Genomic DNA, 12000 nt, shown 5'->3' with positions numbered 1-12000 from the left:
CCCCACCTTCACCCGGCTCGACGCCCACTCTTCGGCCTGACCGCGCCTCTCAACAGCATTTCTGACCGGTCAGACGGTCGTCTGTCCGGGACAGCCTTGCCTGGCGAAGGAGAATCTGTGCGACCCCTCACGCGCCTCCGGGCTCCGATGATCGGAGTGGCTCTCACCGCCGCCCTCGGAACCGGGCTGCTCACGGCGCCCGCTGCCCATGCCGCGCCCGACCAGAAGATCAGCTACGTCAAGCGGGTCAGGCCGGTCCAGTCCGTGATCACGTATGTCACGATCAAGGACCACCGCGGCCGGAAGTACCCGATCAAGGTGACCACCACCTGGGCCTACAAATCCCCCAGGTCCGCGCAGTTGCGGTCCATCGTGATCCGCGAGAACGGCTTCCCCAGAGGTGGCTGCATCTTTCCCGACCTCTACTTCGCGAACGCGAACAACTGGGAGGCCCAGCGAGGCAGATACGGCAAGATCTGCGACGGCGGCCTCAAGGCGTATTCGGTCATGAGGACGGTCAGAGCACGCAGCGGCAGCAACCTCGGACAGCTCTGGATCCGGACTCCCAACCCGGCTCACCCAGGCTGCTGCGGAGCCCGGCAGTACACCATCCAGTACAACATCGCGAAGCCCTGAGCCTCTCTCCTCAGCCCTGAGTGCGGTGATAGCCGCGACCGAGGGGCAGCAGCACGAGCAGAGCACCGGAGAGCGGCAGCTCACATGGGGCTGCGTCCGTCGGCCGGGAGAACGTCATCTCCACGGTGAGCGTGAGCTCGCCCTCCGACAGCGTCGCCCGATTGATGGGCCGCCGCAACCAGCCAGGGTGATGGCTCCTGCCGAGTCCGAGACGTGCACCGCTCTCGAGCTCACTGCCTCACGTTTGATCACATCTTTCCACGACCGACTTCCAGATCGGTGGCCGCCGTCGGCTCGGCGAGAAAGTCGAGCAGCTCGCGGTGGACGAAGATGTATCCAGGTCCGACCTTGCGGAGAATGAGGCATTCCGTCATGAAGTCGAGAAACGGCAGGCAAGGCCACGGGAAGCGGTGGGACCGCTTGAGCTCGTAACGAAGCACCAGTTGTTCGAGCAGCGGGCCTCCACCTATCGAAACGAACGTCAACAAGAAGAACGCCAGACCGATGAGCAGCCCGTAGGTGGCCGGAGAAAGAGAATTCGCGGGCGCGGCCCCGGCGACATAGGTCGCCATGAATCCGGTGATCAGGCTCCAGGCCAGCCCGACACGCAGTGCGAGTCGCACACGAGGGCGCAACGCCGGACTCGGCACCTCACGGCTCGCCGTGATCATGCGGCTTGACGTGGCCAGCTCATTGACGAATCCATCGATCACTCCGGACACCAGGAGGTACGAGATGAGCAGCACGATCGCGTACACCGGTCCTGTCAGAGCCGACTCCTGCAGGCTGAGCGCCACGCCGACCGCCAGCGCGATCACCGACGCGGCAAGTTTGTCGCCGAGTCCATGAACCATGAAGCCACCGACAGACATGTACAGGGATTTCATGACGGAGTTGGAGGTGATGTCTCCCCGCCTCGGTACATTTCTGGGCGGCCATATCTCTCTCGTGCTCTCCCGGCTGCGCCACGAGATGCCGGCATTGTTCTCGTAGTCCTGGCTGAGCAATTGCGTAACGAGCGCGATCCCGAGAACGGCCGCGGCGATGAACGCCGTCGTGACAGTGGCAACAAGCGAGGAGACGCTGAAGAGGAGCGTGCATGACGGTACGACCGCCAACAGCAGAATGCCTCTCGATCTGCTCAGATGCAGGCCCTGAGGCAGCCAGTCGGCCCCCAGCAGATCGAGGGAGAACACGGTCTGCCGATCGCTTCGCAGGCGGTCAGCGAGCAGGTGGAGATAGTGTCTCGCCTCTTCCGGCGGATAATGCCGGTTCTTGCGCCACCGAAGCATCGTTCTGACGTACTGGGCGTACAGGCGGCGGCGCAGGCCGTCCTGCCGTGCGGGAGGAGGTGACTCCGGGCCGTCTCGGTAGGCGAGGGCCATGATGCTGAGGAGAAGCGGCGAGGAGGCGAGCTGCCACAGATCGGGGTCAGCGGTCAGTGCTGCCCGCAGCCCGTCCAGCCCAGGCCCGGCATCGTGAAGGAAGCGCTGGGTCTGCTCGGCCGACATGGGCTGGATCGTCACGATGCCATGCGCGCTGACCTGTTCGCGGAGGACTGCGTATTCGGCTTGGCGGCAACAAATGGCCGTGCTGGTGGGATTGGCTCGCAGATATTTGTTCAGCTGGGACACGCATTCCGGCCGGTGCTCTGCCGCGACCTCATCAAGCCCGTCGAAGAGAGCCAGGACATGGTGCGTGCGCAGCCAGCCGGCCGCGAGGTCCCGTGGCATGCCGTAACTTTCGACGAGCTCATCCACCATCCATTCGGCGATCGTCTTTCGGTGACGAGCCCACGATGCGAGCGGCAGCACGACGGGAACCGGCCTGGTCTCGTCCTCGGCTGTCTCCAGGAGACTTTTCGCGAGTTCGAGCAGCATGGTCGTCTTGCCCGCGCCCGGCTCGCCCAGGATGACGATCCGCTGATCCATCCTCGCGAACACATCTGCCATGTCCGTACCAGGCGGCAGCGACTCCTGGCTGCCGTTGGTCCAGGTGACGGCTATATCCCATGGCCGGTCGGTCGTCTCGCGGACCACCAGGTCCAGTTGGATCCGCGCCTCGTTGTAGAGCGACTTCTCCAGCACGCCAGTGACCCAGAACCGCCGTACGCGGCGGATCAACTCGGTACGCGCTTGCGCCGAAGGAAAGTCCGCGGGCCGCTCGTCCTTCTGGACGACCTCCAGCACTGCCGTGGCGATCACAATCACGAGCATGAGCGGCCAAGCCACCCACAATCTGCTCTCCCATGCTGCCGGCAGAATCCCGGTGGCGACATTGGTCGCCACACCTAACATCGCGATGAAGAGGACCGAGAGCACGATCTGAGCGCGGCGCAGCATGCACTCTTTCTACATCCAGCGGTTAGCTCAATGATCTCCCAGCGGTACGCAGGATGACGCTCCTCCTTCGACGCGGCCGGCCGATCCAGGAAACCGCATCCCAGCACAAGGAAGCGGGTTTCCGCATGCCAGTGGCTACTTGGCCAGATGCCTGCTGATCACCAGCCGCTGGATCTGGTTCGTGCCCTCGAAGATTTGCATGATCTTGGCCTCGCGCATGTACCGCTCCACCCGAAACTCCCGCGTATACCCATACCCCCCCAAAACCTGCACCGCATCCGTGGTCACCTTCATGGCCGCATCCGTAGCCACCAGCTTCGCCACACTCGCCTGCCTGCTGTACGCCACCCCCGCATCCCTCCGCCGAGCGGCATCCAGGTAGGTGGCCCGGGCACTGTCCACCGCGGCCGCCATGTCGGCGAGCAGGAACCCGAGCCCTTGGTGATCGATGATCGACTTCCCGAAGGTCTGCCGCTCCTTCGCGTAGGCGACGGCCTCGTCCAGGGCCGCCTGGGCGAGGCCGGTGGCGCAGGCGGCGATGCCGAGGCGGCCGGAGTCGAGGGCGCTGAAGGCGATCTGCAGGCCCTGCCCCTCCTCGCCGATGAGCCGGTCGGCCTCCAGGAGGGCGCCGTCCCAGTGCGCGCTGGTCGTCGGCACGGCGTGCAGCCCCATCTTCTCCTCGGGCCGTCCGAAGGTGAGGCCGGGGGCCGCTCCCGGGGCCAGGAAGCAGGACACCCCGCGGGAGCCGGGGCCGGTGCGGGCGAACAGGGCGTAGAAGTCGGCGATGCCGCCGTGCGTGATCCACGCCTTGTTGCCGGTGATCCGGTAGCCGTTCTCCACCCGCTCGGCCTTGCAGGCGAGCGCGCCGGCGTCGGAGCCGGCCTGCGGCTCCGAGAGGCTGTAGCCGCCGACCAGGTGCCCGGCCAGCATGTCGGGCAGCCACCTGTCGCGCTGCTCCTGCGTGCCGTACGCGAAGACGGGGAAGCAGGCGAGCGTGTGCACGCTGGTGGCCACCGCGACGGCCGCCCAGCGCATCGCCAGCTCCTCCAGCACCTGGAGGTACACCTCGTACGGCTGCCCGCCGCCGCCGTACTCCTCCGGGTAGGCCAGGCCGAGCAGCCCGGCCGACCCCAGCGTGGCGAACAGGCCTTCGGGGTAGGTCTCGGCGCGCTCGTGCTCGTCCACCCGGCGCGCCAGCTCCTTGTCGGCGATCTCCCTGGTCAGCTCGATGAGATCCTTGGCGTCCTGGTCGGGCAGCAGGCGGTCGACTGTCACGATCACTCCCTCAGAGGTTTTCCAGAGCCTTCCTGGCGCGTTCGCGGAACTCGGTGACCCGGGCGAGCTTGATGTCCTCGTACCCGCGGATGAGGTCCGGCAGGCCCGCGAGCTCCTCGACGACGGCGGCGGTGCCGGGGGTGAGCCGGTCGAGCGCCGTACGGACGAGGCCGCGGTACTCGGGGATCAGCTCGCGCTCGACCCGCCGCACCCCGGCGCGCCCGAACACGTCGAACGCGGTCCCGCGCAGCACCCGCGCCGCCCGCAGCCCGCGGAACAGCACGCCTGCCGAGCGGCGCACCTCGATCTTGCGCTTCATGCCCATCGCGCGCAGCGCCGGCGGGTGCAGCAGCACCGACACGACCGCGTCCGCGCCGAACTCGCGCTCGCGCCGCGCCTGCTCGGCGGGGTCGAGGTGGAGGCGGGCGACCTCGTACTCGTCCTTGTAGGCCATCAGCTTGTGCAGCCCGCGGGCGTAGGCGAGGGCGATCGCCGTGCCCGCCTCCTCGCCCGCCCGCCCGACGGCCAGCTCCCGCACGTGGCGGACGTCGTCGGCGTAGGTGCGGGCGTAGGTCGCGTTCTGGTAGCCGGTCAGGTCGGCGACCCGCGTGGCGATCACGTCGTCCAGCCCCTGGGGCTCGTCCTCGGCCTCTCCGAGGAGGGCCCGGCGCACGGCCTCGGGGTGGGAGACGATGGCCCGGCCCCAGCGGAAGGCGGCCAGGTTCTGCTCGACGGCGGCCCGGTTGAGGGCGATGGCCTGCTCGATCGCGGCGGCGCCGACGGGCAGGCAGCCGTGCTGGTATGCGGCGCCGAGCAGCAGCAGGTTCGCCGGCATGTGGTCGCCGAACAGCGCCTCGGACAGCGCGTGCGCGTCCACGCAGATCTGCTCGCGGGTGGCCGTCTCCACCCGCGACACCGCGGCGGCGTGACCCGGCACGGGCGTCCGGCCGGTGACCATGGCGGCGGTGGGCACCACGGAGGTGTTCAGGACGGCGACCGTGCGCTCGGGCGAGGCCACGTCCAGGGTGGTGTCGGCCGCCGCGCCCAGCACGTCGAAGCCGATGAGCACGTCGGCGCTGCCCCGCGAGGCGCGTACGGACCCGCTCGGCGCCCGCTTGCCGATCCGCACGTCGCTGACCACCGGCCCGCCCTTCTGCGCCAGGCCGGTCTGCTCCAGGCCCGCCGCGTGCAGGCCGTCGAGGTGGGCCGCCATCTGCAGGATCTGCGAGACGGTGACCACGCCGGTGCCGCCGATGCCGGGCATCCTGATCAGCACCTCGTCGCGGTGCCCGGTGACCGGCTCGGGCGGCTGGACGGGCAGCGGCGGCACCTGCCCGGGCCTCTTGGCGCCCGGCTCGACCAGCAGGAACGACGGGCAGTCGCCCTTCAGGCAGCTCTCGTCCGAGTTGCAGGAGGCCTGGTGGATGCGGGTCTTGCGGCCGTACTCGGTCTCGACCGGCTGCACGGACAGGCACGTGGAGACGTCGCCGCAGTCGCCGCAGCCCTCGCAGACCCGCTCGTTGATCACGATCTTGCGCGTGGGCGTGGGCAGCTTGCCGCGCTTGCGCAGCCTGCGCTCCTCGGCGGCGCAGCGGTCGTCGTGGATGAGCACGGTCACGCCGCCGAGCGCCGCCAGCTCCCGCTCGACCTCGGCCAGGTCGTCGCGGTGGCGCACGGAGGCGATCGGCGCCAGCCGTATCCCGCGGTACGCGCCGGGCTCGGGCGTGGTGATCACGATCCGGCGCACGCCCTCGACGGCCAGCTCGTGGGTGAGCGCGGGCACGTCGAGGCGGCCCTGCGCGCGCTGGCCGCCGGTCATGGCGACGGCGTCGTTGTAGAGCAGCTTGTACGTCATCGACACCCCGGCCGCGACGGCGGCCCTGATCGCCAGGGAGCCGGAGTGGTGGAAGGTGCCGTCGCCCAGGTTCTGCACGAAGTGCCGGTCCTCGGTGAACGGGGACAGCCCGATCCACTGGGCGCCCTCGCCGCCCATCTGCGTGATGCCGACCTGGGTGCCGCGTCCGTGCCCGTCCAGCGCGATCATCGCGTGGCAGCCGATGCCCACGCCGACCAGCGTGTCGTCGGCGGTGCGGGTGGAGGTGTTGTGCGGGCAGCCCGAGCAGAAGTACGGGGTGCGCGCCGCCACCACCGGCAGCAGGCCGCGCCGCCGGGCCGCCTTCCCGGGCGGCTGGAGGCCGAGGCAGGTGGCGATGGCCTTGGCCACGTCCTCGGCGCTCAGCGTGCTGCGGGCCGTGAGCAGCTCGCGGCCCACGACGGCCGGGGTGTGCTCGCCGCCGTACAGGGCCTGCTTGAGGTGCCCTTCCAGGAACGGCACCTTGTCCTCGACGACCAGCACCTTGTCCAGGCCGGCGGTCATCGTGGCCAGTTCCTCGGGCGAGACGGGGAACGGCATGCCGAGCCTGATCAGCCGCAGCCCGGCGTCCTCGGCGTCCAGGCCCAGGTCCTCCAGGGCCCGCTCGACCACCGCGTACGTGGCGCCGGACGCGAGGACGCCCAGGGTGGTGTTGCGCGCGCCCGCCATGACGCGGTTCAGGCCGTGCGCGCGGGCGTACTCGCGGGCCAGGTCCAGCCGGCGGGTGAGCATGTCGTGCTCGGCGTCCAGGGCGGCGGGTCCGAGCAGGATCGGCGTGGCCCCGCGGGAGCCGGCGGCGGGGATGGGGACGTCGGCGCGCAGCGGGCCGAGGTCCACGGTGGCGGAGGCGTCCGCGATGTCCGCGACGATCTTCAGCCCGACCCAGAGGCCGCTCGCCCGCGACATGGCCAGCGCGTGCAGCCCGAACTCGATGATCTCCGCCACCGAGCCGGGCGCGAGCAGCGGCATGGACAGGCTCTGGCACATCGGCTCGCACGAGCTGGGCAGCGTGGAGGACTTGCAGCCGGGGTCGTCGCCGATCCAGGCCACCGCGCCGCCCAGCGGGGCCGTCCCCGCCACGTTGGCGTGCCTGATGGCGTCGGCGGCGCGGTCGAGGCCGGGGTTCTTGCCGTACCAGTAGCCGATCACGCCGTCGTGCCGCCTGCCGGGCACCTGCTCCAGGAGCTGCGTGCCGGCCACCGCCGTGGCGGCCAGCTCCTCGTTCAGGCCGGCCTGGAACACCACGCCGGCCTCGTCCAGGAACCGCTTGGCCCGGCCCATCTCCAGGTCCACGCCCCCCAGCGGCGAGCCCTGGTAGCCGGTGACGTAGGCCCGCGTGTCCAGGCCGCGCGCCTGGTCCAGGCGGCGCTGCTCCAGCGTCAGGCGGACCAGCGCCTGGACGCCGGAGATGAGCACCCGGCCGTCGAGCGCGGTGTACTTGTCGTCGAGCGACACGGGGGCGGGAGTCTCGCTCACGCTCACGCGGACCTCCTGGGTGTCGTACGTGCTCGCTTGGTGATTCCCAGCACAGCAACGCGGGCATGACATGCGCAAGTATTAGATGAGAAAGTGGGCGCAAGACGCAAACAATATGAGTTCAAGGGCTTCGCGGATGAGGTTATTTGCGCCCGGAGGAGGTGTTCTCGATGCCTGACCTGGACGAGATCGACCATCGAGTGCTGCGGCTCCTGCGGGAGGACGGGCGCCGGACGTTCTCCGAGATGGCCGAGGGCATCGGGCTGTCGGTGGCGGCGGTCAAGCGGCGGGTGGACCGGCTCAAGGACCTCGGCGTGATCACCGGCTTCACCGTGCAGATCGACTACGCCAAGCTGGGGTGGGGCATCGAGGCCTTCACCGAGCTGCGCTACCCCGGCACCACGCCGGTCGCCGAGATCATCCGCACCGCCACGGACGTGCCCGAGGTGCAGGAGGTGTTCACGATCGCGGGGGATCCGGACGCGCTGATCCACGTACGCGTGCGCGACCTCGGGCACCTCCAGCAGGTCATCGACCGGCTGCGCAGGGCCGGGGACGTCACGGGGACGAAGACGCTGCTCGTGCTGGGCTCGTGGACCCGGGACGCGCCGGTGCCGTGACAGGCCCGTCAGCCGTCCTTCCCGGGCTCGTCGCGGCGGGAGAAGGCACGTACGAGCAGGCCGATCGCCAGCAGCACCGCGACGCCGAGGCCGAGCATCCAGACGGAGGCGCCGGTCAGGGGCAGCTCGGGGATCGTGTGGTGGACGGGGGGCGGCACGTCGTTCCTGTCGGCGGCGGAGGCGGCGGAGGAGGCGGCGGCCTTGCCGGTGGCCGGGGCGGGCTCCGGGCCCGCGTCGCCGGCGACCTCGGACTCCTCGGCGCGCCCGGCCTTCCTGGGCGTCCTGGACGGTGCCGGAGCGGGCTTGACCAGGGTGCCGGCGCAGGAGCGGTTGTCGGTCGTGCGCTGCTCGCGGTCGCCGGTGGTGACGGTGGCGCAGTTCTCGACCATGCCGCTGTCGCGGGGGGTGACCGTGAACGTGAGCGTCCTGCTCTCGTTCGGCGGGAGCGGGCCGAGGGCGCAGGAGAGGGTGGGGCCGCCTCCGGGGCACTCGGCGGGGCGGTCGGCGATCGTCGCCCGGGTGGCGTCCTGGACGGTGACGTCCGTGGCCTGTGACGGGCCGTGGTTGGTGACGGTCAGGGTGTAGGTGATCGTTGCGTCCGTGGACGGCGGAGCCGTCTTGGACAGCTCGACGTCCGCCCTGGTCACGGCCTCCGTGGTGAGCTGTGCCGAGTCGCCGGGGACTCCAGGGGCGGTGACGCGGGCGCGGTTGGTGAGGGTCGTGCCGTCGCCGAGGGCGGGGTCGGTGGTGAGGGGCAGCTCGTACGTGGCGCTGCGGCCGGCGGGGATCGTCAGGCCGCCGCAGGCGATGGTGCGGCCGGTGAGCGAGCAGGCGCCGGGAAGCTCGCCGGGGGTGACGTCGTGGTCGAGGACGGCGGCGACGACGACGTCGTTCGCGTCCTGGTCGCCGGTGTTCGCGACGGTCAGGGTGTAGACGGACTCCGTGCCGGCGATCACCGGGTCCGGGGTCATGCCGGCGGTGACGCGCAGGTCGGCGCCGAGGGGGCTCGGGGACGAGGCAGGGTCCTCCGGCGGGGGCGCGGGGTCGGGGCCCCGCGGCGGGCCGGTGGGGCCGGGCGCCGGCTGCGAGTCCGGCGGTACGGGGGCACGACCGATCGCGGTGGCCGGTGCGGCGCAGCCGCCGGCCAGCGCCGTGAGCGCGATGAGAGCCGCGATCCGGGGCCTGCCGCCCATGTCCTACCCCCGCGTGGTGCCGTCGTGCCTGCTCGACCCGTGGGCCAGCCTCCTACCGGCCGCGGGGGCGGCGTGCGGGGTCCGACCGCAACCATGCGCCGCCATGGCGCAGTCTTTGCCCCGGGTCACCCCGGAGCCCGGGCGGCGTCGACCCATTCGTCCACCAGAGCGCAGAGCTGGTCCAGCGCGGCCTCCACCCGTTCGCGGTCACCGGTGGTGAGGAAGTCGATCTGCAGCCCCGTGTAGGCCGAGTTGGCCAGCGTGGAGATGCGCAGGGCGTCCGCTTCCGGCACGCCCCGCTCGCGCAGCAGCCCCGCCACGAACTCCGACCGGTCCGCCAGCAGCCTGGGCACGTGACCCGCCAGCTTGCCCGCCGCGGCCAGGCCCTCGATCTCGTGGATCAGGCGGGCGACCGGCAGGTTCTCCTCCCGCGCCTGCCAGTCCCAGGTGCGCCGGACGATCGTGCCCACGCTGTCGGCGCCCGACCAGCCCGGCAGCGAGCGCAGCCAGGCCCGGTGCCGCTCGTCCAGGCGCTCCATGGTCGCCGACAGCAGGGCCTCCTTGTCGGCGAAGTGGTGGGTCAGCACGCGCGTGGACTTGCCCAGGTGCGTGGCCAGCGGGCGCATCGACAGCGTGGACAGGCCGTGCTCGGCCAGGTAGTCGACGATCTGGTCGAGCAACTCCGCGCGGCGGTGCGGGTCGGCGGTCCTGGCCATGGCGCAATCCCTTTGACGTCATTCGGGTGACGACTGTTACCCTAACGGGGAAACACTTGTTACCTTTATCGAGGGGATCCCCATGCCTGTCGCCGTACGGCAGCGCGCCCGGCTGCCCGCGTGGCTGCTCGCCCTGGTGTTCACCACGTTCGCCTTCGCCACGGACGACTACGTGATCGCCGGCGTGCTGCCCGCCATCTCGGCGGACCTCGGGGTCAGCCAGGCGGCGGGCGGGCAGCTCGTCACCGCCTTCTCGCTCGCGTTCGCGCTGGCGGCGCCCGTCGCCTCCGTGGTGACCGCCGCCTGGCCCCGGCGCGGGCTGATCACGGGCGCGCTGGCGCTGTTCGTGCTGGCCAACTGGGCCGCCGCGATCACCAACTCGTACGCGCTGCTCATGGGGCTGCGGGTGCTGGCCGCGGTCGCGGCGGCGGCCGTCGTGCCCGCGGCGTACGCCATCGCCACCACCCTGGCCCCCGAAGGCCGGCAGGGCCGCTACCTGGCGCTGGTGATGGGCGGCCTGACCGGGTCGCTCGCGCTCGGCGTGCCCATCGGCACCTGGGTGGGCGGCGCGTTCGGCTGGCAGGCCACCTTCGGCCTCGGCGGGGCGCTGGGGCTCCTCGCGCTGGTGGCCATCAGGGCGACCCTGCCCGAGACGCCGCCCGTCCCCGCCATGCCGATCCGGGACCGGCTGGCGCCGCTGGCCCGGCCCCAGGTGCTGCTCGGGCTGCTCGGGATCGTGGCCATCGTGCTGGGCAGCATGATGGTGCTGACCTACCTCGCGCCGTTCCTGCACGACCTGGCGGGGGCCGGGCCGGCCGAGCTCGGATGGGTGTTCGTGCTGGCCGGGCTCGCCGGGTTCGCGGGCGGGCAGCTCGGCGGGCGGGCCGCCGACCGGTGGGGCCCCGACCGGGCGCTGATCACGGGGGTCGTGGGGTTCGCGGCGGTGATGGCCGCCTTCGGCGCCGGCTGGTTCCTGCGGCCCGTGCCGCTGGTGGCGCTGCTGCCCCTGCTGGTCGTCTGGGCGGGCGTGTCCTGGTGGATCCCGCCGCCCGCGCAGACCCGCCTGCTCGCCCTGGCCGGCTCGGCGGGGCCGCAGGCGCTCGCGCTCAACAGCAGCGCCGCGTACGTCGGGGTGTCGGGCGGCGGCGCGGCCGGCGGGCTCGTGCTCGGCGCGTACGGCAGCGGCTGGCTGCCCGCCGTGGCGGCCGGCGTCGAACTGGTCGCCCTCGGGCTCTTCTGGCTGGCCGGGCGTTCTAGAGGGTGAGCACGGGCCGGATGGAGTAGTCCTCGCAGAGGTCCTCGCCGTCCGGGCAGTACACGAACTCGGCCATGCCCGGGTTGCGGTTGGCGGTCGCGAGGGGGAGCCAGGCCAGCAGGGCGCCGTAGCCGCCGCAGACGGACTCGCCGCCGTCACCGCCGTGGGGTCCGTGCTCAGCTCGGCACGGTAGGTGTCGTACGCGATGCGCAGCCCGAAGGCGTTGCGCTCTCGTGCGGCACGGTCACCGTCCTGCGCGGGCTGAGCAGGTGTGACAGGTGCGCCCGGAGATCGTCCCCGTGGCCGAACCCCTCGGCCAGGCTCGCGGCGTAGTCGGCTTCCTGCTCCGGAGCCGGTCGCCAGGTCGCCGGATCGAATCCGAGGGTCACCGTGCCGCCGGGGACCAGCGCGAGCTCCTGCCCGTCCCGCTCGATCACGACCTGGTGGAACCGGCCCCCCAGATGCTCGGCCGTCCCGACCTCGGCCACCCGGCCCGCCGCCAGGGCCGCCGCCAGGGCCGCCGCCTCCTCCGCGATCCGGCGCGCGGCGGCCGGGTCGAGGGCCCGCCACCGGTCGAAGGTGAGATCAGCGAGAGACATGGGCGAAGTGTCCCA

The 12000-nt window shown here is 71.4% G+C and carries 10 protein-coding genes; 3 read left to right on the top strand and 7 right to left on the bottom strand.

All coding sequences use genetic code 11. The features are described 5' to 3' along the window. The first annotated feature begins 117 nt into the window (after positions 1-117). Complete coding sequence (locus tag HD597_RS37655; RefSeq protein ID WP_253748640.1) at positions 118-636, top strand: hypothetical protein; 519 nt, start codon at positions 118-120, stop codon at positions 634-636. Between the two features lie 10 nt (positions 637-646). Here the strand turns inward: HD597_RS37655 and HD597_RS37650 are convergent, their stop codons facing one another. The 4 genes from HD597_RS37650 to HD597_RS37635 all read right to left on the bottom strand — a co-directional run bounded on the left by HD597_RS37650 (position 647) and on the right by HD597_RS37635 (position 7608). Beyond that, positions 647-814, bottom strand: a complete 168-nt coding sequence (locus HD597_RS37650) for a hypothetical protein (RefSeq protein ID WP_253748638.1) — start codon at positions 812-814, stop codon at positions 647-649. A 70-nt stretch (positions 815-884) separates the two neighbouring features. Then, the gene (locus tag HD597_RS37645) at positions 885-2978 is read right to left on the bottom strand and encodes an NACHT domain-containing protein (protein WP_253748636.1); all 2094 of its coding nucleotides are present in this window, start codon (positions 2976-2978) and stop codon (positions 885-887) included. A gap of 135 nt (positions 2979-3113) precedes the next feature. Beyond that, positions 3114-4253 carry an acyl-CoA dehydrogenase family protein gene (locus tag HD597_RS37640; RefSeq protein WP_253748634.1) on the bottom strand — a complete coding sequence of 380 codons (1140 nt, stop codon included), beginning with the start codon at positions 4251-4253 and terminating at the stop codon, positions 3114-3116. Positions 4254-4263: 10 nt separating this feature from the next. Beyond that, positions 4264-7608, bottom strand: a complete 3345-nt coding sequence (locus tag HD597_RS37635) for an indolepyruvate ferredoxin oxidoreductase family protein (RefSeq protein WP_253748632.1) — start codon at positions 7606-7608, stop codon at positions 4264-4266. Between the two features lie 164 nt (positions 7609-7772). Between HD597_RS37635 and HD597_RS37630 the strand changes: the two genes are divergently transcribed. Next, entirely contained in the window at positions 7773-8222 is a 450-nt protein-coding gene (locus HD597_RS37630) for an Lrp/AsnC family transcriptional regulator (RefSeq protein ID WP_253748630.1), read from the top strand. 8 nt (positions 8223-8230) lie between these two features. Here HD597_RS37630 and HD597_RS37625 read toward each other — a convergent pair whose 3' ends face one another. Both HD597_RS37625 and HD597_RS37620 read right to left on the bottom strand, forming a co-directional pair. Further along, the gene (locus HD597_RS37625; protein ID WP_253748628.1) at positions 8231-9415 is read right to left on the bottom strand and encodes a CLIPPER-2 domain-containing protein; all 1185 of its coding nucleotides are present in this window, start codon (positions 9413-9415) and stop codon (positions 8231-8233) included. A gap of 125 nt (positions 9416-9540) precedes the next feature. Continuing rightward, on the bottom strand, positions 9541-10131 hold the full coding sequence (locus tag HD597_RS37620; RefSeq protein ID WP_253748626.1) for a TetR/AcrR family transcriptional regulator: 591 nt from the start codon (positions 10129-10131) through the stop codon (positions 9541-9543). Positions 10132-10213: 82 nt separating this feature from the next. On the opposite strand from HD597_RS37620, the gene HD597_RS37615 reads away from it, so the two are divergent. Next, a complete protein-coding gene (locus HD597_RS37615) occupies positions 10214-11395 on the top strand; it encodes an MFS transporter (protein ID WP_253748624.1) in 1182 nt (393 codons plus the stop codon). A gap of 167 nt (positions 11396-11562) precedes the next feature. Here HD597_RS37615 and HD597_RS37610 read toward each other — a convergent pair whose 3' ends face one another. Beyond that, positions 11563-11985 (bottom strand): hypothetical protein, encoded by a 423-nt coding sequence (locus tag HD597_RS37610; RefSeq protein ID WP_253748622.1) that lies wholly within the window; start codon positions 11983-11985, stop codon positions 11563-11565. Positions 11986-12000: the final 15 nt, after the last annotated feature.

The organism is Nonomuraea thailandensis (assembly GCF_024172165.1).
Lineage (GTDB): Bacteria > Actinomycetota > Actinomycetes > Streptosporangiales > Streptosporangiaceae > Nonomuraea > Nonomuraea thailandensis.
This window is presented reverse-complemented; position numbering and strand designations above follow the sequence as displayed.

What these genes read in the sequence shown, in the direction of transcription:
- HD597_RS37645 (WP_253748636.1), bottom strand. Translation starts at nt 2,978, where the DNA reads ATGCTGCGCCGCGCTCAGATCGTGCTCTCGGTCCTCTTCATCGCGATG.
- HD597_RS37630 (WP_253748630.1), top strand. Translation starts at nt 7,773, where the DNA reads ATGCCTGACCTGGACGAGATCGACCATCGAGTGCTGCGGCTCCTGCGG.
- HD597_RS37625 (WP_253748628.1), bottom strand. Translation starts at nt 9,415, where the DNA reads ATGGGCGGCAGGCCCCGGATCGCGGCTCTCATCGCGCTCACGGCGCTG.
- HD597_RS37620 (WP_253748626.1), bottom strand. Translation starts at nt 10,131, where the DNA reads ATGGCCAGGACCGCCGACCCGCACCGCCGCGCGGAGTTGCTCGACCAG.
- HD597_RS37615 (WP_253748624.1), top strand. Translation starts at nt 10,214, where the DNA reads ATGCCTGTCGCCGTACGGCAGCGCGCCCGGCTGCCCGCGTGGCTGCTC.
- HD597_RS37610 (WP_253748622.1), bottom strand. Translation starts at nt 11,985, where the DNA reads ATGTCTCTCGCTGATCTCACCTTCGACCGGTGGCGGGCCCTCGACCCG.